Source organism: Puia sp. P3, from assembly GCF_050632245.1.
Lineage (GTDB): Bacteria > Bacteroidota > Bacteroidia > Chitinophagales > Chitinophagaceae > Puia.
The window spans coordinates 3,299,268-3,320,749 of record NZ_CP192583.1; the positions used below are offsets into that span (position 1 = coordinate 3,299,268).

At 55.8% G+C, this 21,482-nt stretch carries 22 protein-coding genes; 17 read left to right on the forward strand and 5 right to left on the reverse strand.

Going from position 1 to position 21,482, the window contains the following annotated elements:
- Window positions 1–17: 17 nt before the first annotated feature.
- Window positions 18–623, reverse strand: a complete 606-nt coding sequence (locus tag ACQ86N_RS20140) for a flavodoxin domain-containing protein (protein ID WP_431216676.1) — start codon at window positions 621–623, stop codon at window positions 18–20.
- On the opposite strand from ACQ86N_RS20140, the gene ACQ86N_RS20145 reads away from it, so the two are divergent.
- A complete protein-coding gene (locus ACQ86N_RS20145; RefSeq protein ID WP_431216677.1) occupies window positions 624–1,223 on the forward strand; it encodes a Crp/Fnr family transcriptional regulator in 600 nt (199 codons plus the stop codon).
- A 42-nt stretch (window positions 1,224–1,265) separates the two neighbouring features.
- A complete protein-coding gene (locus tag ACQ86N_RS20150; RefSeq protein ID WP_431216678.1) occupies window positions 1,266–1,724 on the forward strand; it encodes a DoxX family protein in 459 nt (152 codons plus the stop codon).
- Between the two features lie 41 nt (window positions 1,725–1,765).
- On the opposite strand, the gene ACQ86N_RS20155 is transcribed toward ACQ86N_RS20150, so the two are convergent.
- Together ACQ86N_RS20155 and ACQ86N_RS20160 are read right to left on the reverse strand one after the other, a co-directional pair.
- The gene (locus tag ACQ86N_RS20155; RefSeq protein ID WP_431217512.1) at window positions 1,766–2,317 is read right to left on the reverse strand and encodes an SDR family NAD(P)-dependent oxidoreductase; all 552 of its coding nucleotides are present in this window, start codon (window positions 2,315–2,317) and stop codon (window positions 1,766–1,768) included.
- Window positions 2,317–2,475, reverse strand: a complete 159-nt coding sequence (locus tag ACQ86N_RS20160; protein WP_431216679.1) for a hypothetical protein — start codon at window positions 2,473–2,475, stop codon at window positions 2,317–2,319. Before ACQ86N_RS20160 ends, ACQ86N_RS20155 begins: the two co-directional genes overlap by 1 nt.
- A 147-nt stretch (window positions 2,476–2,622) precedes the next feature.
- Here ACQ86N_RS20160 and ACQ86N_RS20165 point away from each other — a divergent pair, with 147 nt between their 5' ends.
- From ACQ86N_RS20165 to ACQ86N_RS20210, 10 genes are all read left to right on the forward strand, one after another.
- Window positions 2,623–3,282 carry an RNA polymerase sigma-70 factor gene (locus tag ACQ86N_RS20165; protein ID WP_431217513.1) on the forward strand — a complete coding sequence of 220 codons (660 nt, stop codon included), beginning with the start codon at window positions 2,623–2,625 and terminating at the stop codon, window positions 3,280–3,282.
- Window positions 3,234–4,241, forward strand: coding sequence for a FecR family protein (locus tag ACQ86N_RS20170; RefSeq protein WP_431216680.1), 1,008 nt, complete (start codon window positions 3,234–3,236; stop codon window positions 4,239–4,241). The genes ACQ86N_RS20165 and ACQ86N_RS20170 overlap by 49 nt, the downstream gene beginning before the upstream one ends.
- A gap of 66 nt (window positions 4,242–4,307) precedes the next feature.
- A complete protein-coding gene (locus ACQ86N_RS20175; protein WP_431216681.1) occupies window positions 4,308–6,020 on the forward strand; it encodes a carboxypeptidase-like regulatory domain-containing protein in 1,713 nt (570 codons plus the stop codon).
- A gap of 493 nt (window positions 6,021–6,513) precedes the next feature.
- The gene (locus ACQ86N_RS20180; RefSeq protein WP_431216682.1) at window positions 6,514–7,080 is read left to right on the forward strand and encodes a hypothetical protein; all 567 of its coding nucleotides are present in this window, start codon (window positions 6,514–6,516) and stop codon (window positions 7,078–7,080) included.
- 114 nt (window positions 7,081–7,194) lie between these two features.
- On the forward strand, window positions 7,195–8,007 hold the full coding sequence (locus ACQ86N_RS20185) for a DUF4382 domain-containing protein (RefSeq protein WP_431216683.1): 813 nt from the start codon (window positions 7,195–7,197) through the stop codon (window positions 8,005–8,007).
- A 118-nt stretch (window positions 8,008–8,125) separates the two neighbouring features.
- The gene (locus ACQ86N_RS20190; RefSeq protein WP_431216684.1) at window positions 8,126–9,853 is read left to right on the forward strand and encodes a hypothetical protein; all 1,728 of its coding nucleotides are present in this window, start codon (window positions 8,126–8,128) and stop codon (window positions 9,851–9,853) included.
- Complete coding sequence (locus tag ACQ86N_RS20195; RefSeq protein WP_431216685.1) at window positions 9,813–10,340, forward strand: hypothetical protein; 528 nt, start codon at window positions 9,813–9,815, stop codon at window positions 10,338–10,340. The genes ACQ86N_RS20190 and ACQ86N_RS20195 overlap by 41 nt, the downstream gene beginning before the upstream one ends.
- 158 nt (window positions 10,341–10,498) lie before the next feature.
- The gene (locus ACQ86N_RS20200) at window positions 10,499–10,738 is read left to right on the forward strand and encodes a hypothetical protein (protein WP_431216686.1); all 240 of its coding nucleotides are present in this window, start codon (window positions 10,499–10,501) and stop codon (window positions 10,736–10,738) included.
- 15 nt (window positions 10,739–10,753) lie between these two features.
- On the forward strand, window positions 10,754–11,689 hold the full coding sequence (locus ACQ86N_RS20205; RefSeq protein WP_431216687.1) for a hypothetical protein: 936 nt from the start codon (window positions 10,754–10,756) through the stop codon (window positions 11,687–11,689).
- Window positions 11,690–11,717: 28 nt separating this feature from the next.
- Window positions 11,718–12,077 (forward strand): hypothetical protein, encoded by a 360-nt coding sequence (locus ACQ86N_RS20210; protein WP_431216688.1) that lies wholly within the window; start codon window positions 11,718–11,720, stop codon window positions 12,075–12,077.
- 15 nt (window positions 12,078–12,092) lie between these two features.
- Here ACQ86N_RS20210 and ACQ86N_RS20215 read toward each other — a convergent pair whose 3' ends face one another.
- Entirely contained in the window at window positions 12,093–14,546 is a 2,454-nt protein-coding gene (locus tag ACQ86N_RS20215) for an ABC transporter permease (protein ID WP_431216689.1), read from the reverse strand.
- Window positions 14,547–14,659: 113 nt separating this feature from the next.
- On the opposite strand from ACQ86N_RS20215, the gene ACQ86N_RS20220 reads away from it, so the two are divergent.
- On the forward strand, window positions 14,660–17,059 hold the full coding sequence (locus tag ACQ86N_RS20220; RefSeq protein WP_431216690.1) for an AsmA family protein: 2,400 nt from the start codon (window positions 14,660–14,662) through the stop codon (window positions 17,057–17,059).
- On the opposite strand, the gene ACQ86N_RS20225 is transcribed toward ACQ86N_RS20220, so the two are convergent.
- Window positions 17,046–17,273, reverse strand: a complete 228-nt coding sequence (locus ACQ86N_RS20225) for a hypothetical protein (RefSeq protein WP_431216691.1) — start codon at window positions 17,271–17,273, stop codon at window positions 17,046–17,048. The genes ACQ86N_RS20220 and ACQ86N_RS20225 overlap by 14 nt on opposite strands.
- On the opposite strand from ACQ86N_RS20225, the gene ACQ86N_RS20230 reads away from it, so the two are divergent.
- The 4 genes from ACQ86N_RS20230 (at window position 17,245) to ACQ86N_RS20245 (ending at window position 21,471) form a co-directional block, all read left to right on the forward strand.
- Window positions 17,245–17,985, forward strand: a complete 741-nt coding sequence (locus tag ACQ86N_RS20230) for an AsmA-like C-terminal region-containing protein (RefSeq protein ID WP_431216692.1) — start codon at window positions 17,245–17,247, stop codon at window positions 17,983–17,985. The genes ACQ86N_RS20225 and ACQ86N_RS20230 overlap by 29 nt on opposite strands.
- Before the next feature lie 106 nt (window positions 17,986–18,091).
- The gene (locus tag ACQ86N_RS20235; RefSeq protein ID WP_431216693.1) at window positions 18,092–19,012 is read left to right on the forward strand and encodes an ABC transporter permease; all 921 of its coding nucleotides are present in this window, start codon (window positions 18,092–18,094) and stop codon (window positions 19,010–19,012) included.
- Window positions 18,982–20,508, forward strand: coding sequence for an FtsX-like permease family protein (locus tag ACQ86N_RS20240; protein ID WP_431216694.1), 1,527 nt, complete (start codon window positions 18,982–18,984; stop codon window positions 20,506–20,508). Before ACQ86N_RS20235 ends, ACQ86N_RS20240 begins: the two co-directional genes overlap by 31 nt.
- Before the next feature lie 36 nt (window positions 20,509–20,544).
- A complete protein-coding gene (locus tag ACQ86N_RS20245; protein ID WP_431216695.1) occupies window positions 20,545–21,471 on the forward strand; it encodes a helix-turn-helix domain-containing protein in 927 nt (308 codons plus the stop codon).
- The last annotated feature ends 11 nt before the right edge of the window (window positions 21,472–21,482 follow it).

The window sequence follows — 21,482 nt, forward strand, 5'->3', positions numbered from 1 at the left end:
CCGCGCTAGCCAAACAATCAGGCCGTCCTGTATCCGGTCGCAAATGCATAGACAGCCTTCAGCAAAGGAAGTATATTCCCTTTTTGCACCGGATCGCATTCTGCAACAACGGCAGCGGGCTCATCACCACTGCCGGCACCCAACAGCAGAATGTCCTCCATAGAAAGCCTGTCTGCGATCACCCTTCCGGCAAGAAAAAACACCTCACACGAATCCAGCAGCGAACCGGGAATATTATCTTTTATCATCGCCCGCTGCTTCTCCATATCCGAGAAATAGGTACAGACGACAAAAAGGAATACGCGCGTCCGCCCCAGGCGATCGAGGTTGTCGCTGAGCCAGTCCGCGATCAGCATCTTCCCGAGATACACGGGCGTGCCGACCACCAGAAAATCGCATCTCGACGACACCTGCTCATCCAGTCTTTCAGGGTCGATCATCGGAATCCTGAGCTCCTTCCTGATCCACTCCGCATATTCCCTGGGTGGTACCATATCGGGTTTTATAGACGATGACGCCGTTGGGGGATGCAGCCATATTCTCCGGAAATTTTCTGCAAAAATAACTATCCGCGGGACAAGAAGAATGACGAATATCAGCAGGAAGCCTGACATTTGTGCCATATGCACGAGCCACTAATAAAAAATCTTAAGCGCTATGTACCCGTATCCGACGAGGAGGCGGCTACGATCCAGTCACTCTTCACCCACCGGAAGTTCAGGAAGCGGCAATTTATTTCACAGGAAGGAGACATCGTCCGCTACGACTCCTTTGTCGTATGGGGACTCACAAGGATCTACGAAGTCGACCGGAAGGGAAAGGAACACGTTATACAGTTCGGACCCGAGGACTGGTGGATCGGAGACCTCTACAGCTTCTTGACGGAGACCCCGTCCGGATATGCCATCGACTGCCTCGAGGATACGGAGATCCTGCAGATCTCCCGTCCTGACCTCGAGCAGCTGTACGTGCGGGTTCCTTCCATGGAGCGTTGTTTCCGCATCATGATCCAGAACGCCTATATTGCGGCGACGCAGAGAGTATCTGCGAATCTCACGAGGTCGGCGGCGCAGCGATACGAAGACTTCCTGTCCCGGTATCCCCATATCGGCAAGCGGGTGCCCGACCGCCAGATCGCATCCTATCTTGGCATAACTCCCCAGAGCCTGAGCAGGGATCCGCGCGCGTTAACCTATGGTAACGGTTTTAATTACCTCACGTGATTGGCAGCCCCGCGTCCGCAATGCAATTTTGTGATAAAAAGCATGGAATTTCCCCGCATTGCAACGAACAAAGACTACGCCCTGTTCTTTATCCGCCTCATACTCGCCATCGTCATATTCCCCCACGGCGCGCAAAAACTGCTGGGATGGTTTGGCGGATACGGCTTTTCCGGAACGATGAGCTATTTCACACAGACGAGGGAGATGCCCTGGCTGGTGGGCTTTCTGGTCATCCTGATCGAGTTCTTCGTTCCCCTTGCGCTGCTTACGGGACTGGCTACACGCTTTTGCAGCGCGGCGCTGGCCTGCGTGATGGCCGGTATCATTTTCACCACGTTCAGCAACTATTTTTTCATGGACTGGTTTGGCAAACAGAAGACGGAAGGCTACGAATTCTTCCTGCTGGCCATTGGAATGTCGGTAGCGCTGGTCCTGGCCGGACCTGGCCGGCTGTCGCTGGACGCGCGCCTCTCAGGACAACAAAACGCCGCGACCCGTTGACCGCAGCCAGACGATACCCCTGACCGCGGCCATACGAACAATTACGCTACAAAAGCCGCATTCTGACGTTCCATTGCCTTCACCGGGCCGCCGCGCCAACTCCCGGCCAAAGACGCCGACACCGGATCCGGAAAGATGTCTTTTCCCATTCTCAAAACCGTCAAAAATACCGCGGGCAACCTCCTGGGCGAAGCCTTTGGTATTTCGAGACCCCTGGTCATATCGGTGTCGGTAGGCCCGGTAAGGACAGCGTGTACGCTCACGCCGCGACCGGCCAGAAACGCGCGAAAGGACTGCGTCAGCGAAAAGGCGGCCGCCTTAGAGACCGAGTACGACGCGATAGGCGGTAACGACGCCAGCGCCACGATCGACAGCACGTTGACGATCGCGCCACGGGAATGGGTCAGCGCGGGAAGAAAGGCGTTGGTCATTCCGTAGATACCAAAGAAGTTGACGGCAAGATGCCTCTCGATCATCGTCCGGTCACTCAGGTCGTCGTATAATGCGATCCCCGCGTTGTTGATCAGGATGTCGAGGGAGCCGACCACCCCAACGGCTTTCTCTATTTGTTCCGCGTCAGTCACGTCCAGCATCAGCGGCACGACACGGGGTCGGAATGGGTCAGCGGCCCGCGCGTTCCCGCGTATATCTTCTTTGCGCCTCTCTTCAGCGCCTCCTCGACCAGTGCGTGTCCAATACCACGATTGGCGCCGCTTACAAGAATTACTTTGTCTGCTATTTGCATTTCCATTGCTATAATTTCAGAGCAAGTTACTGTCGATAGCAGTATCCGGAGGGTAGTAAAATGGACTTTCTGGCGGGCTTTTTTGGACAGATCGGATTTTTAAAAATTATCTCTAATATTGTCCCCGTAAATACCTTTTTAACCACATGAGTCCTGAAGAAGACAAAATCTGGAGATCTATACAACGAAAAGACGGGGAGGCTTTTGAACTTTTTACAAGGATCACTACAAGTTCTTTCTGCTGGCGGCCTGCAAATACCTCGGAGACGCCCCCTGGCGCAGGAAGTCGTCAACGACGTGTTCGTCAGACTCTGGCAGGACGCGGAAAAGATCGACATCCAGTCTTCCCTGAAATCCTATCTCTACCGGGCAGTCGTCAACAGATGTCTTAACGAACTGGATAAGAACAAGCGGGACCGGCAGCATTTTCAGGAACTGAAGCACCGGCCGGAAGAGACGGCCGAGTGGAAGGAGATGGAAGATAACGAGCTGAAAATCCGGCTCTACAAGGCGATCGACGACCTCCTGGAGCAGTGCCGGAAAGTATTCCGGATGAGTCGTTTTGAAGAGTTGAAACAGCAGGAGATAGCCGACCGTCTGGGCATTTCCATCAAGACCGTTAAAAATCACATTACACACGCATTGCAGCAGCTCAACCGGGTCCTGGACGAATGGAATACCCTCCCGATGCTGCTGGCGATGGCAAAATATTTTTTGGACACCACTAGGTCCAGGCAATCTTTTTTTGTCTTATACTTGAAATTATGGATTCTCAGTCTTCCTATACATATGATGATCTCCCCTGGCAACTGATCGTGCCGGCGCTTCAGGGCGAACTTTCCGCTGAAGAAAGCCTGAAATTCGATGAATGGCTGGCGGCTTCTCCTGTCAATCGTGAAAAGTACCAACGGCTGATTCATGTCTGGCAGGAAGGGATAGCCGACTATTCCATCTATCGGAACGCCGACGAAAGCCAGTGCCTGGAAGCCCTGCGCGGCCGGCTGGGAGAGGCGCCCGTCATCCGGACGGACTTCAGACAGCGGTCGCCCATTACAAATACAAGACGATGGGCCGTGGCCGCAGCACTGCTGCTGCTAGCCGGAGGCGCCGCGATATTCTATAACAGAAAAGGAGACGGCGTCCGGTACGAGACCGCTACGGGCGAACAGAAAACCGTCGCCCTTCCTGACGGCTCGACCATCACCCTGCAGCAGCACACCAGCATCCGCCTCGCGGACGACTATAACAGGAACGCCCGGACGATCGTCCTCCTCGGCGGAGAGGCCTCGTTCGCCGTCGCGCACCAGCAACAGCGACCGTTCGTGGTCGATATGGATGCGGCCAGCGTAAAAGATATCGGAACCAGCTTCACCATCGCAAAGACGACAGATAGTATAAGACTGGTAGTTTCCAGCGGCAAGGTAGCCTTCACGAAAAAGGAGACGGGCGAGACCCGAGAACTCGGTGCCGGTGGTTCACTTTGCCTGTACACGGCAACCGCGCACCGCGGCGAGATCACGACGACGGACAGCGCAGGCCTGCTGCGATTCGACAATTCGCCCCTGGCGGACATAATAACAGCTCTCCAGAAACAATACGGCAAAAACATCCGGCTCGGCGACACTACCCTCGCTCAAAAAAGGCTGACGGTCCACCTTGACGGAGAGTCACTCGAAGACGCCATCAGGACCGTCTGCGCGTCGCTCCACCTGGACTATTCGGCCGACGAAACTGGCTACATTCTGAAGAAAAAGGACTATAAAATTAAATAAGCCTTTCATCTATAATAAGCTCTATCTTACAGACGTTTACGCCGCATCGTCGAATGTCAACGTCTCATGGAAAACTACCGGACAGCTGCCCATTCTAAACACTGGTACTACCCTGCCATTGCCTTGCTGGCTCTCCTCACCATGCTGGCGCGGCCTTCATATGCACAGGAAAAGAGCGACTCCCTTGTTACAGTGTCCCTTAAGGACAGGCCCTTCCAGGAAGCGCTGTCGATCATCGAATCCCGCATCCACTACAAATTTGCATACAGCACCGAGCTCGCTTCGGGACAAAAGAATATTTCGGTAAAGGTATCCAGGATGACATTGCCGGATTTCCTGCACGTCATTTTTGACGGAACCACTATTACCTGGCAGATGATCGGCGACCAGATCGTCCTTCAGGGTCCGCTGCCGCTTGCTAAAATCACCCTCAGCGGCTATGTCAAAGACGCCCGGACCGGCGAATTGCTTATCGGCGCAAGCATCTATCTTCCCTCCGCAGGCACGGGAGTCCTGTCCAACAGCTATGGTTTCTACTCCATCACCGCCCAGCCCGCCGATACACTTGAACTGGAGATCTCCTATGTAGGCTATAAAAGCATGTCCCGGCGGATCGACGCCTCGGACGATCATTCGTTGTCCTTTCAGATGGAACACAACGACGATCAGGAAGAGATCAGCAAGACGCTCGTCTTCAAAGACAAGCGGGAAGACAACGTGAAGAAGAACCAGACCGCGCGCGTCGACCTGTCGTCAGACATGATCGCCGCGGCGCCTTCCGCCGGAGGCAGCGGCGACCTGATCAACTCGGTGGAAATGCTGCCGGGCGTTCAGGCGGGCATCGACGGTTCGCCTGGCTATTTTGTACGCGGCGGCAACGCCGGACAGAACCTGATACTGCTTGACGACGCGACGCTATACAACCCGAGCCATACATTCGGGCTGGTGGGCATCTTCAACCCACCGACCATCAAATACGCCACCCTGATGAAGGGAGGCTTTCCGGCGTCTTACGGCGACCATATCAGCTCGGTGCTCGACGTAGCCATGAAGGACGGAAGCAATCTTCAGACCGGCGGCAGCGTCCAGGCTGGAACCGTCTCATCCGGCATCACGCTATACGGCCCGCTGCAGAAGGAAAAATCATCCTATCTCATATCCGCCCGGCGGAGCACGACAGATATCGTCCTAAAGCCTCTTCTGGACAGCAACTATTTCAGCAAATATTATTTCTATGACGTCAATGCGGAAACTGAACTTCCGGTTGTCGCCCAAAGACCGTCTCCTCCTAAGCTTCTACAGCGGCAGGGACAACAACAGCTATACCAGCGACAGCGCAAAACTCGACGGCATCGACTATTCCATGCACTACGGCAACACCGGCGCTACACTTCGGTGGAATCATCAGTATTCGGGAAAGCTTTTCTCCAACACTTCGGTAGAATACAACCAGTACCACCAGTTCCTGTCAGCCACGCAGTACGGATTCTTCGCGCAGCTCTATTCCGGTATCCGCGACGTCAACGCAAAAACGGCGTTCGACTGGTATCCCTCCGCCTCCCACAAACTGAGCGCCGGAGCCGACTATCTTCACCAGACACTCTATCCCGCGTCGCTATCGGGTCAGGTCCCTCCGCCGGATTCAACGTCACAGACCATCGTGCCTTCGGGCATACCCCCAAAAACTGCAAATCGCATAGCCGCATACGTCAGCGACGATATTCAACTTGGGAGGCACTGGCAAGCCTATCTGGGATTGAGGGCGCCATATTTTTATAAGACGGACGCCCGCTATTTTTCGCTCGAGCCCAGCTATCCCTGCTGTATATGATCGACCCTTCCACGAGCATAAAGGTCTCCTTTAGCAGCATGCACCAGTATATCCATCTGGTACAAAGTTATAACTCTTCTTTTCCGGCGGAGATCTGGATCGGCAGCAGCAATGTTGTCCGGCCCCAGACATCCAAAGAAATTACCGGAGGGCTATTCAAAAACTTTTCACAGAACGTCTTTCAAACCAGCCTCGAAGTTTACTACAAACAGAGCGGCAAACTAGCTGCTGTTCGGAGGCAGGGACTCGACAGCGATCGACAATACGATCGAACAGCGGTTAATTTTTGGAAAGGGATGGAGCTATGGGGCAGAGCTCTTCGTCCGGAAGAACAGGGGCCGCTGGACAGGGTGGCTCGCCTATACGCTGGCTTATGCGTACCAGCGGTTCGATTCACTCAACCAGGGCCAGACCTTCCCTTTCGCCTACGACAGAAGACAAATGCTGGATATCTCCCTGGCGTACAATATCTCGGCTCACTGGAAGATCGCCGCAAATTTCCTCGTGGCGAGCGGCCGCGCCTTCTCGCTGAGCCCGGACTCTTCCTACATACTCAATCCGGGGCCGGGACGAAATCCACTGTACGACAACCCCGGCAGGGCGGTAGGACAGAACAACGGCAACGGTAATGGGAATGGTAATGGCAATGGTAACGGGAATGGGAATGGGAATGGAAATGGAAACAATGGCAACGGTAATGGGAATGGTAATGGTCCGGGAAGCAACAATGGCAATGCCTACGGACGTAATCGTACCATTGGGTCCTGGGACGTCGTAGCCAATAACTATCGCCTGAGCCCTTATGACCGGCTGGACATCAATGTACGCTATACAAAAAGCAGAACCGTCGGACGAAGGACCATTGAAACGGAATGGATCCTTTCAGTTTATAATGTATACGCCCGCTCCAACAACTCCTTCGTATACAGGACGATCGACCCAGCCACCAGGAAAGCTGGTCGCCAAAGAGCTAACTCTCATCCCTGTTATTCCAAGCATTACGTATAGCCTTAAATTCTAATGCTGGTAACAAAGAAAAAACCGCGCCTCCACTGGGACCAGGGGGACTTTTTCCTGTCTTTAAGGGGAAGGCCGGTATGTGCCGGATAAATTTCATACTCAATGAAAAAACCAAGCTCGAATCGACTCTCTTTGTTTATTCTCTCCCTGGCCGCAGGGGTCTCTCTGTTCATTTCCTGTAATAAATCCAGCAGCAGCAACAGTGGCACGGGCCACCTCGAAGTACGCCTGACGGATGATCCTTCCCCATATGATGCAGTTTACATCGACGTTCAAAAAGTTGAGGTCAATGTATCGGCTGATACGGGAACCGGCTCCGGCTGGCAGACAGTTCCGCTGCTTCGTCCCGGTGTCTATAACCTGCTCGACTTCAGAAACGGCATCGACACGGTACTGGCCGCTGCAGATCTCCCGGCCGGCAAACTGTCCCAGATGCGCCTGATCCTCGGCAGCAACAACTCTGTCGTGGTCGACGGGCAGTCCTACGCCATGAAAACGCCTTCCGCACAACAGTCCGGATTGAAATTTAATATACACGCTACACTCACCGGAGATATCGTCTACCGTCTCTGGATAGACTTTGACGCGGGCCGTTCCATCGTGACGACCGGCAACGGAAAATATATCCTTAAACCCGTGATCAGAACATATGCGGAGGCCATCGGCGGCAGCATAAAAGGATGGGCGCTCCCCGGTGTAGCGAAGCCCCAGGTATGGGCCGTACAGGGTACGGACAGCCTGCTGGCTTTGCCCGATTCAGCAACCGGTTATTACTTCTTCGGTGGCGTCAACGCTGGGTCCTGGAACCTTACGTTCCATGCGCAGGACACCACCTATAAGGACACGGCCTACTCTGTGACAGTTGCCACGGGAGTAGTGACCGATGCAGGAAAAGTGAATTTGGAGAAGAAATAGAACAACCCGTGAAAACATGGCTGATTCGGGCGTGAGAAGTCAATTTCTTCGCCCGGATTGGTCATTAGAGAATATCCGTACGATCCGTTGAACGGATCGTTGAATCAAATCCGATACCATGAAAAGAGCTCTACCCCTGCTGGTAATTCTCGCGAGCCTGTATTCTCTGCCAGGTTATTCGCAATTGAGCAATGGCGGTATATTCGCCAATTTCGGAGTCGATGCGGACACCCGCACCAACTGGGTGAAATACGGTCCTGTCACGGGCGCCATCTCGTCAGACGACTGGTTCGCTCCGTCGGGAGCCGGGAATAACGTCATCGACACCTCCAAGGCCGCTACCTGGCGGAGCCTGTTGTCGGCCGGCAACAATATCACCTTCAATCAACGGATGGCGGCGCCACTCTACGCCAAGGTCGGCGGTTCGCTATGGATCGACGCAGTTTACGGAAGGGACCTTATTGCCGCGTCAACCCTTAAGGACGCCACTACTTATACCATCGCGGCCAAGAACGGCGACAATCCCATTAAATGGAAAGGCGGCAACACCAATATCCCGAACAAGAACGACCTGGCGGACGTATACGCCCATCTTCGTAGGGCCGGCGTCAACGTGCATGACTCGCTGTGGTTCTTTACGGGCGTATCTACTTTCGGCGTCAACGGCAGCAGCTACTACGACGTGGAGCTATATAAAAAGTCTTTTGCCTACAACGCCGGCACCGGCACCTTCACCACCGCAGGGACGGAGGCGGGACACACACAATGGATCTTTGATGCCGCCGGCAATCTCACCCAGACCGGCGATATGATCTTTGCCGTAAGCTTTTCGCCCGGTTCGGCGCCGGTAGTAGACGTCCGCATCTGGGTGAACCAGACTACACTGAGTACGGTCATTCCCACATATTTCAATTTTACCGGTTCCTTTGACGGCGCAACCGCAAGCCCCGTCTACGGATACGCGTCCATCGTTTCAAAAACGGGCTCTACGGCCTGGGGAGTCGGGATCTCCAACTACTCCGCGTCTGCCACACAGGACTCCACCTATTCAACGCCCTCGGGAACCGCCAATTCTTCGCTGGGAACCAGTTGGGACCCCAACTACGAGACGCAGCAATTCATCGAGATCGGGATGAACCTGACCCGCATCGGCGTGGACCCCGCTCTGTACTCCGCACTGAGCCCCTGCGACCAGCTCTTCAGCAATATATTCTTTAAATCCCGGTCGTCCACGTCATTCACTTCCAACCTGCAGGACTTCATGGTGCCGCTGACATTCACCCGACCGCCGGTGATGGACTATTCCCTGCAGAACGACACGATTCGCTGTAATCATAACCCTGCATCCATCACCCTTACCAATAATACCACCATCGGCTATTTCACCTGGAAAGCGGTCAGCGGAGATATCTCCGGCGCCAACAGCGACAGCTCGCAGTTGAGCGTCGATAAACCAGGTACATACGTCGTCTCCGCGTCTCCTGCTCAAGGCTGTCCCGCTACCAGGACCGATACTATCGTCATCCCGATCGATACCTTCCCACCCAAAGCACTGGCATTTACGGGCTTCACCGGCTCTAAGATACAACTCTACGGCGGCGACGTCACGGGCAGCAACTACCCCACCCCGTTCGGCGGATCCACCGGTCTGACCTTCAACTGGACCGGACCGGGCGGCTTTACTTCAACGGAACTGAGTCCCCTCGTGGACACCGTCTGGGGTACCTATAATATACTGGTGACAGAAAAACGAAATGGCTGTACGGCAACCGCGTCTACCACAGTGGTAGCAAGCATGTTCCGAGGTGCTGCTGGCAGACGGGCTGGTGGCCAGCGGACTCTATAGGGCACCCTCCGTTAGCCTGAATTGGGAAAACCTCAACGGCATGCCCGTCCAGTCCTATACTATCGAAAGAATGGACGCCGGCCAGAACTTCCAGCCACTCGGGACGATAGCCGGCAGCAGTACTGCTTATACGGACAGCCATCCGCTGGCAGGAGATAATTTCTACCGTATCAAGGCCATCTCCGCCAACGGAGCAGCCTACTATTCGGCAGTTGTAAAGGTTGCCGCCGACCCCAACGGTATCCGGAACGTGTACCTCACGGGCAATTTCGCGGGAAATATGCAGCTGGTTGCCACCACGGGCTCGGCCTGCAGGGCTACACTGGTCGTCTGTAACGTTGCAGGTCAGACGCTGCAACGACGGGATGTGTATTTGGCAGGCGGCAGCAATACGGTCGCACTGCCCCCGTCCGCCAATCGCGAGGTGCGGGTAGTAGCGCTGTTCATCAATGACAAAATAGTCTTCTCCCAAAAGGTGCTTTTCTGATAAAGAGCCGGCCCGCTGTGGCCGGCTTTATTTTTGATGCCCAAACCACGAAAATAAACAGAACACTTAGGAAATAGCATCTCATTTATTTAAAGGCAGAAACCGTTTTTGGCAGCGGAATCCGGCGGGTGTACCTTTTCGCACAAATCCCGCCACCGATGAAAAGCCGTCCCTGCCCCCTTGTGACAGCCTCAATGCTGCTCCTCTTCGCGCTGACAGCGCGCGGGCAGTCTCCCGTGACGGCGATCTCGGCCTCCCTGGCAGACGCAGACTTCCACGATCGGCAGCTATTCAGCCACGCCGACAGGAACGGGCGCATTCGGCGGCTGCAACAGCACCAGCTATACCTATACTTTCAGCAACGGCAGTTCCAACCAGTACGTGCTCAACAACTTTAACGCCGCCGGAAGCGCATGGCTTGCGGCCCCGACCGGCGCCGCAAAGTCCGCCTGCGCCGCGTCGACAACGCCGCCGTCACCGGTAGCCGGAACATCGTCTATATGGAAACGACGGCCCTGTCGGCGATCGCCTGTCCGCTCGGAATTCCGCTGGCCTTCAAACCGTCCTACGTAGACTCCATGGAACTCCTGCTCGCTGGCGGCGCGATCAACCAGGGGACGGATAATTTGTTTACCAATGCCTCCAACGGCGACGGCAATAACAACAATATCGAACGGGTAGACGTCATTTTTTCCGGCGGCCTCAGCACCTCCTCCCCACCCCAGGCGGGTTTCGCGATATTCGACAGGGGCGCCAACAACCAGCACGACCCCTTCCGGATCGTAGCCATCACGAGCCTCGACGCCAACGGCGATCCCGATGGGTTCGGCGCTGTAAAAACCTGCACGGGCGGCAACGGCAGCAACAACGGCAGCTGGGGGCATCCTTCGACGGCGCAGGGCAACAAACAGTTCGCCTGCTACGTCCTCCGAAAAGACGTCGCGGATTTGCGCCTGCGGGCCTCATCCAATGTCAACCAGGAGATAGGCGGAGTCTTCTATACCTTCGCCGACCTCGGCATCTCCGCGGGCCAGCCGCTTTATGGATATGCTCTGCTCGGGCCGGACGGCACCGCCAGCCCCACGACAGCACAGCTGCTCAACCTCGGCAATAGCTCGGTCTACCCAACCACAACCACCGAGGCCGCGGGCGGAGGGCTCGATCTGGTGGCCGTCAACTCGGTATTCGCTACCGGAGGATATGTCGTACTGCCCGTGAACATCATTGCCTTTACCGGCCAAGTACAGGACGGACAGGCATCCCTGCAAGTGGCAGACCAGCGACAGGACGAGCGCCACGGTTTCCCTTCAGCGTTCACCCGACGGCGTGAGTTATCAAACCATTTATAGCCCGGCGACCGATGATCATTTTACAGACATGACAATGCCTGCCGGGACCAGCTATTACAGGCTGGTCGTGACGGGTTCCGGTCAGTCGTCCTACAGCCGGATACTGACGCTTCATCAGAACAGCACGGCAGGAAACCTCTCCTGGAAGGTCTTTCCAACGGTAGTGGAGAAAGGACAGACTATCACCCTCGAAGGTCTGACGGACGGGTATTATACGATATCGTTCTACAACGCTTCCGGCGGCTGCCGGAAGACCACGACAAACTCCTTCAACGGAAGGGCAAAATTCGGCTTGCCCGGAAATACACTTCCGGCGGGCATTTACTGGCTCAGCCTGAGCACCGGAGCAAAACAGCTGTCCGGCAGCGGCAAGGTCTTTATACGATAGCTCCCGCCGCCAGGCTCACTCCGTCCGCAGACTTTTCACGGGATTCTGTAAAGCCGCTTTCAGCGCCTGACCGCCCACCGTCAGGAAAGCGATACCCATCGCCAGCAGACCGGCGCCGCCGAAGACCCACCAGCTGATGCCAACCCTGTAGGCAAAACCCTGCAGCCAGCTGTCCATGACCATCCAGGTCACCGGGACGGCGATCAGAAAGGCGACGCCAACCAGCGTCAAAAAATCTTTCGACAGAATGAACAACAGACTCTGCACACTCGCGCCCAGCACTTTCCGGATACCGATCTCCTTCGTACGCTGCAGTACGTTGTAGGCAGAAAGTCCGAGGAGGCCAAAACAGGCAATGGCGACGGCCAGCGCGGCGAACAGGGCGAAAACGCTCCCAAAGCGCTGGTTGTCGGCATACTGGCGGTCGAAGAATTCGTCGAGGAAAAAATAACTATAAGGATCGCCGGGGAAATAGCGGCTCCAGACGGTCCGTATAGCCGCGATCGTCGACGCGGGGTCCGCGGCTTTTATTTTTATTGAATACCAGCCGTGATCATTGCGGTGTGAAAAGAATACCAGCGGCTGTATCGCCTTTTGCAGGCCTTCGTTGTGATAGTCGGCCACGACGCCGACAACCCGCATGGAGTCCATATGACCCTGCCCACCGTGCAGCAGCCTGCCGACAGCGGCCTCCGGCGAAGTATAGCCGAGTTCTTTGACGGCCGTGGCATTCAGCAACACCGATCGCCGGTCGTCGAAATCACGCGAGAAATCGCGCCCGGCAAGCACCCGCAGGCCATAGCTTCGGACGAAGTCGTCGCCCGTCCCAAGGTGAAAAAGATTATACACCCGGTCGCCGGCCTCGTCCATCTTGCGCCAGTTGGTCGACCAGAGTATCTCCTTTCCCATCACGTCGGACGAGCTGGTCATGCTCTCCACACCCCTCACTTTCAGAAGCTCTCCCCTGAATGCAGGGAACGCCCGGTCATAGGCCGAGTCGGTAATCCCGCTCTCCGCCCCCTGCAACACCAGGGTCTGGTCGATGTCGACGCCGAGCGTCTGGCTGTGCATATAGTACACCTGCCGGTAGACGACGATCGTCCCCGCAATCAGCACGATCGACGCGGCGAACTGTCCGACGATCAGTCCTTTCCGCAGCCACCGCCCGCCCGATGCGTTCCGGAACAGGCCTTTCAGGACCGCCACGGGTTGGTAACGGGAAAGAACAAATGCCGGATAAATGCCGGACAGGAAGGTCCCCGCCAGAAATAACCCGGCAAATATCTTCCAGTAAGCAAACGGCAGGGCGCAGAATGCGCCCAGGCGCTGCCCCGTCAGGTGTCCGAACAGGGGATTCACCACCAGAACGACGCACAAAGCGATCGCCAGCGCCGCGAGGTTGAGCAGCAGGCTCTCCAGCATGAACTGCCGTATCAGCTGTCCGCGCAGGGCGCCGAGGACCTTCCGTACGCCCACCTCGCGTGCCCTCTCCAGCGAGCGGGCCGTAGCCAGGTTGATGTAGTTGACCCATGCGATGCCGATGATAAAAAAGGCGATCAGAAAAAGAAAGGATACGGACTGCCCGTCCCCGTTGGCCTCGGCCTCTTCGGTGTACCGGGAATACAGGTGAATGTTCTTCAGGGGCATCAGGCTGAGGGCATAGCGGTCCCCGGCATTCTTATTCTCCGGTATATTGTTATGGTATTTGTCGATAAAGGCCGGCAGCTTCGCCGCCAGCTGGCGGTAGTCCACCCCTTTCTTCAGCAGGATATAGGTGTAGAAATCCGTCCAGCCAAAGCTCGTCTCCAGGACATTGTCGGTCTTTCCATAGGTGCCGATGATCTGGCTGAAGGTCGGATAGGACACGAGGATGCTCAGCTTTAGATGGGAATTGTCCGGATAGTCCCGAAAAACGCCCGTCACCTGCAGCGGTCTGGTCTTACCCGACGCATGAATCGTCAGCACTTTTCCCAGAGCCGCCTCCTGTCCGAAATATTTCCTTGCGGCCGTCTCGGACAGCACGATCTTATCGGGGCCGGCCAGCGCCGTCCGGGCGTCCCCCGCCACGAGCGGCAGGGTAAGGACGTCGAATATGGCATTATCCGCATAGTAGACGGTCGGCTCCATGAACTTTATGTTCCGCACGTCATTGGCCAGCAGAAAATTGAGTTTGTAGAGGCGGAATGCCGTCTCCACTTCGGGGAAATCCCGCCGCATATTCGGCGCTACTCCTGGCATAGCGGCGGCACAGGGAACGACCAGCTTGCCATTCTGGTATTCTTCATCCTGTACCCGGAAAATGCGGTCGGCCTTTTGGTGAAATTCGTCGTAACTGCGCTCATAGGACACGTATTCGAAGATCAGCAGACAGCAGACGATACCGGCGGTGAGGCCCAGAATATTCAGGAGGGAATAGCCCTTCCGCTTGTACAGCTGGCGGGCGGCAATACAAAGGAATATCTTGTTCATGTTGGGATTAATTTAGATGGAATCCCCCCATGTGTATACCCTAAGGTAGAGAAAAAGCCCGTAACGGCCAACGAGCAATATCCCTCTATGAAATTCGTTTAATTTTACTGACTATGACGCCAAAAATACGCAGAAGGATCCTCCGCCTCATCCTCATCCCAATCCTGAGCCTCATTCTGCTAATCGGGATCGCCGTAGCCGTACTCTACAGCCAGCAGCAACGCCTCGTCGGCATTGCGGTCGACCGGCTGAACAAAGAACTGCCTGGCGAACTGACTGTCGGCGGCAGCAGTATCACGATCTTTCAGAACTGGCCCTATATCTCCATAGGACTGCAGAACGTCAAATTCTACCCCGGCAAGCAGGATGGCGACAAACCCATCTATGAGGCCGAACGCATGTTTGTGGGCTTTAGCCTGCCGGATATCCTGAAGCAGAAATACCGGGTAAAGGCCATCGTCCTGAAAAATGGCAGTCTGCGGCTGATTCAGGACACCGCAGGCCGCCTGAATATAGTCGAAGCAGCCCGCATAGCAACCGATACCGTCGCTACCACCGATACCAGCAGCAGGGCAATGGACCTGGACATCAAAAAATTCGTGCTGAAGAATATGGACATCACCTGGCTGGACAGGAAGTCCGGACAGCACGTCAGCACGCATATCGACCGGATACAGGCCGCATTCCAGCTGGACAGCAGCTCGAAGGTCGTGGCCGACCTGAAAGGGGCGATGCTCGTTGACTTAACCCACCCCGGCGATACCACCCTCTTCCGCCACAAACACCTGGAGACGGATATCCGGCTGTCCTATGACATGCCCGCCAAATTCCTGAATATCTCCGAAGGAAAGCTCAAATTGGAAGACGCCGTCTTCAATATCACCGGTACGGCCGACCTCCTGCACGACAATACGGTCGACCTGAAGATAGCCGGCGACAAGCCGGACTTCCGGCAGCTGTTCTCCTTTGCCCCGCCGGCGGTCGCCAAAGAACTGAAACACTTCAAATACGACGGCGCCCTCAATTTCGACGCCAAAATAAAAGGTAAGCTGAAGTCCGGCCAGATGCCGGGTATAGAACTCTCCTTCGCCTGCTCCAAAGCCTGGCTGCACAACACGGAAGCAAACAGAAAACTCGATTCCCTTTCCTTCAAAGGCTTCTATACCAACGGGCCGGAGCACAGCCTCAAAACTTCCGAGCTTCGGCTAACGGACATGCATGCCCGTCCCGACAAGGGCGTCTTCAACGGCAATTTCGTCATGCGCGATTTTACCGATCCCAAAGTCCTCATGCAGATCAACTCCGAACTCGAGCTCGGCTTTATCGGCGCTTTTCTCGGCATAAAGGACCTCCAGCGCATTACGGGGTATATCAATCTGAAAATGGACTTTAAAGAGCTGGTGGACCTCAGCCTGCCCGAGCAGTCGATGGGCAAACTCACCCAGGGTATTCAGAGCGAGCTCACGGTAAAGCACCTTACCTTCCGCATACCGAACTATCCCCATATCATAGAAAACCTCGACCTGCACGCCGCGATGAAGGACGGCTTTGTAAAGCTCGATTCCATGGCCTTCCGCCTGGGCAATTCGGACCTGCGCCTCGACGGTTCGATCAGCGACCTCCCCGCCCTATTCCACCACCAGGAAAAGCCCGTACAGGTGCTGCTGAACGCCCACAGCAACAGGATGGTTCTGAAAGAGCTGCTGGCCTTCGACAGCGCCCGCAGCGCAAAGGCGAAGGAAGAGATCTACGGCTTTAATATCGGCCTCTCGCTGGAGACCTCCGTAAAGGAACTCCAGCATCCCAGCCCGCTTCCCAAAGGGATATTCAAACTTCAAAACCTTTACGCGTCATTTAAAAACTACCCGCACGCCTTTCACGACTTCGGCGCCGAACTGACCATCGGCGATACTTCGGTGCTGCTCCGGAATTTCGCGGGCAACATCGACAGTACGGATATTCGTTTCAGCGGACGGATCAACAACTATGCGCTCTGGTTCGAAAAAGTCAAAAAGGGCAAGACCATGCTGGCGTTCGACTTTAAGTCGCAGCACCTGGCCATGAACGACCTGCTGGGCCGCAAAAGCCGCGAATTCGTGCCGCGGGGCTACCGTAGGGAAGTGGGGTCCAATATCTGGCTGCGCAGCAAATGGGAACTTCGCTATGACTCGGTTTTCAGGTTCGCCAACGTCAAAATAGCCAATATCTCCGGCGAGCTGAAGAAACACGCCTTCCGCCTGGACAGCGTCAGCGGCAACGTGAAATTCGGAGCCGACAATTTCATAAAGGTCGACACCCTCCGCGGAAAGGTCGGCAACAGCGACTTCGACATCTCGATGCGCCTCTATACCGGTAAAGACACCGTCCGCCGCAAGAAAGAGAACTACCTCCGGTTCGCGTCCCGTTTCATCGACGCCGAGCAGCTCGGCAACTACCGCCTCGCGCCGGCCCAGGGAAAGGTCGCAGACGCGACTCGGCAACGGCAGAGCAGACACCCGATCAGCAGGCAATAGCCGTCAGCACTTCGTCAGGTCCCGCTGCCCCTTCAGCAACCACGGTCTCCGTAACCACGGGCCCCGCAGCCGACACCGCCACCACCAACGGGACGCATAAAGACGCGTTCAATATCTTCCAGATCCCCTTCATCGATTTCAACGCAACCGTCGACGTCGCCAGGATAAAATACCCCCATTTATGGGTGAAGAACCTGCATACCGTCGTTCGCATGCAGGCCAACCAGCAACTGTACCTCGACACGCTCACCATGGGCATTGCCGAAGGCAGGGTCATGGCCCGGGCCCATTTCAACGGCGCCGACCCCAACAAGATCTATCTCCGCAGCCGCCTCCGCGTGGAAGACGTCAATATCGAAAAGATGCTGCTCAAACTCGACTATTTCGGACAGGACTACGTGATCAACAAGAATATCAAAGGAAGGCTCAACGGCCAGATCAGAAGTAATGTACGCATCCACCCCGACCTGACCCCGCAGATCGACCAGTCGGAAGCGCAGCTGGACGTGGACATCCGCGACGGAGAACTGATCAACTTCGCCCCGATGAAGGCAATGTCCTCCTATTTCGGGGATAAGAACCTGATGAAGATCCGCTTCGACACGCTTCGCAATACGCTCACCTTCAAGAACGGCGCCCTGTCCATTCCAAGCATGAACATCAACTCCTCACTGGGTTTCATGGAGATCTCGGGGTCCCAGTCGATGGACCTGCACATGGAATACTACCTGCGCATCCCGCTGAAAATGGTCACCAAAGCCGGCTTCCGGATGCTGTTCGGCAAAAAGCAGGAAGAAGTGGACCCCGACCAGGTCGACGCCATCGAATTCAGAGACAAAGACAAACGCGTTCGGTTCATGAACCTTAAGATCAGCGGGACTCCCGACGACTACAAGGTAGGACTGGGCAAGGCAAAGAAATCCTGAGCCGGGGCGCCCCTGCCGTCCACCCGCGCACAACAACCGTCACAAAACTGAACACCTGGCGGACGGGTACAGCAGCCAAATATCTGTCTCTCAGCTAATTACAAATATGGCATGGTATCGGCTGGACAACCACAAAAGCCAGTATATGGTTCTCAACTATTTCAGGACGGCCTGGCGCAGCTTTCGCCGCCACTCAGCCTTTTCCGTGATCAATATCTTCGGCCTCACGCTGGGGCTCACCTGCAGCCTGCTGATCCTGCTCTGGGTCGCGGACGAACGCAGCGTCGACTGCTGGCACGCCCATGGCGATCAACTCTTTCAGATCTATGAACGCAACTACTACGACGGCAAGGTCGGCGCCGGCTATGCTACGCAGGGCCTGCTCGCCGACGAGCTTAAAAGGGTTATCCCGGAGATCCAATATGCCAGCGGGATGGAAAACGCAGCGGCGCCGGGCGCCAGCAACACGTTCTCGGTCGGAGACAGGCTCGGAAAGAACAACGGCTCCTTTGCCGGCGCCGATTTCTTCCGGCAGTTCAGCTTCCCTCTGCTGGAGGGCAAGGCCGCAACGGCCCTCGATCGTCCCGGTATGATCGCCATCTCCCATAAAATGGCCGTCCGCTTCTTTGGCAGTCCCCAGGCAGCGATCGGCCAGTCGATACTTTTTGACAACAGCGAGAACCTTCAGGTATCGGCCGTGTTCGAAGACGTCCCGGCCAACTCCTCCCTCCAGTTCGACTTCCTCAGAAGCTGGACGGACTTCGTCCGGCAAAACGCCTGGGTCAACAACTGGGGCAACACCGATCCCTCCACTTACATCCTGTTGCGGCCTTCCGCCGACCCGGCCGGCGTAGAAGGAAAGATCAAAGACTTTATCTACCGGTACAGAGCCAAATCCCCGGCTCACGCGACGAGCTGGCCCTGCAGCCCTTCCGCGAAAAATACCTCCACTCTTCTTTTAAGAACGGCTTTGTCGACGGCGGCCGCATCGAATACGTGCAGGTCTTTACCATCGTCGCCATCCTGATCCTGCTGATCGCGTGCATCAATTTTATGAACCTCGCCACGGCCCAGGCCGCCCGGCGGGCAAAAGAAATAGGCGTACGAAAGGTCATCGGAGCGGCCCGCGCCTCGCTGATCGGCCAGTTCATCGGCGAAGCCTTCCTGCTGACCCTGTGCTCCCTCATCGCCGCATTGCTGTTCGCTTCGCTGCTGATGCCCGTATTCAACGACCTGACCGGAAAGCAACTGTCCATCCCCGTCAGCCAGCCCATTTTCTGGGCGGCGCTGGCCGGCCTGCTCGTCACAACGTCCTTTATCGCGGGCAGCTACCCCGCCTTCTTCCTCTCTTCCCTGGACCCGGTGAGGGTACTAAAGGGCGGATTGAAATTCAGCTGGAAGGACGTACTCGCCAGACAGGGCCTGGTCGTCTTCCAGTTCGCGCTGACCATCCTGCTGATCGTGGGCATGATCGTCATCTACCGGCAGCTCGGTTATATACAGACAAAGAATATCGGCTATGACCGCGAGAATCTCGTCTATCTGCCCATAGAGGGAGAACTCACCAAAAAGTATCCGCTGTTCAAGGAACAGGCCCTTGCGCTGCCCGGCATATTATCGGTATCGAAGATGCGCAACTCGCCCACCGTGATCCAGCATCATACCGGGAGCATCAGCTGGCCGGGCAAGGACCCGAACCTTGCCGTGCCGTTCGCGGACGAGGTCGTGGGATATGATTTTGCAAAGACGCTGCGCCTGCAGCTGAAAGAAGGTCGTGATTTTTCCCGCGATTTTCCGACGGATTCCATGGGCTTTCTGCTCAACGAAACCGCCGTGGACAAGATCGGGCTAAAAGATCCCGTCGGCCAAAGCCTTGTCTGGGGCAATCATCCCGGCAGGATCGTAGGTGTCCTGAAGGACTTTCATTTTAGTTCGATGCACAGTTCGATAGACCCGCTGGTCGTCCGGCTGGACGACAACTGGACCTGGGGCACCGTCCTGGTGCGTACTCAGGCGGGCAGGACAAGAGAAGCGATTGCGGGTCTCGAAAAGCTCGCCAAAACCTTCAATCCCGAATTTCCGTTCACCTACCGGTTCTCGGACGAGGAGTTCAACAAATTGTATAAGAGTGAGCAGCTCGTCGGCCGGCTGGCCGGTTATTTCGCCTTTCTGGGCATCTTTATCTCCTGTCTGGGTCTGTTTGGGCTGGCGACATTTGCCATAGCCCAGCGTACGAGAGAGATCGGTATCCGGAAAGTGCTGGGCGCTTCGGTGCCCGGTATTGCCTTCCTGCTCACGGGCAACTTCCTGAAGATCGTGGTCCTGGCCATGCTGGTAGCCTTCCCCACGGCCTGGCTGCTCATGAACAGCTGGCTGGACGGATTCGTATACAGGATCCATATGGAGTGGTGGATGTTTGCCGCCGCCGGCGTTTCGACCCTTGGCATCGCGCTGCTGACGGTCAGCTATCAGAGTATCCGCTCGGCCCTGGCGAACCCCATCCGGAGCCTGCGGACGGACTAGCGCCTGATCATTATTTGATTTTCGTACCTTTGGCCCATGAAACCAACCGAAACCATCGAGGATTTCTACCGCCATAAGTTCAACTGGATGCCCGACAATCTCAGGAACAGCATGGGGCATTTCAACGTATTCGGTATGGACGAGTTCGCGGGCAAACATCCCGGGCCGGTGCCTTACAGCCGCAAAGACTTTTTTAAGATCAGCCTAAACATCGGGAAATTCCGGCTCAGCTATGCCGACAAGGTCGTGGAGATTCAGGACCATGCGCTGGTCTTCAGCAACCCGATGATCCCTTACAAATGGGAGTTGTTGACCGAAGAAAAGCAGTCCGGTTATTTCTGCATCTTCACTGAGTCTTTTTTCAGCCAGTTCGGGGTGATAAAGGAATATCCCGTCTTTCAGCCCGGTGGACAGTCCGTCTACTCCCTCACAAAGGACCAGATAGCTCCGATAGAAACTATTTTCCGCCGGATGCGCGAGGAGATCGCGTCGGACTATGCTTATAAGTACGACGTCCTGCGCAACCTGACCTTCGACCTCGTCCACTCGGCGCTGAAGATGCAACCCGCGACGACCTCGCTGTACACCGGATCGGTCGCTTCCACGCGGATATCTTCCCTGTTCATGGAATTGCTGGAACGCCAGTTCCCCATCGAGTCGCCGAGACAGCAGATCCTGCTGCAGTCGCCATCCGAATTCGCCAACCAGCTCTCCGTCCACGTCAACCACCTAAACCGCGCACTGCGGGAGACCACCGGCAAGACGACCTCGAAAGTGATAGCGGAAAGGGTCACCCAGGAGGCGAGAACATTGCTGCTGAACACCAGCTGGAACGTCAGCGAAATAGCCTGGACGCTTGGCTTCGAAGAGTCGTCGCATTTCATCAATTTCTTCAGAAAGAATACCGATACTTCACCCGGAGCCTTCCGGTCTTCCGGCGCGACCAGGAGCAGCCCTGTTTGATTTTTGCAATT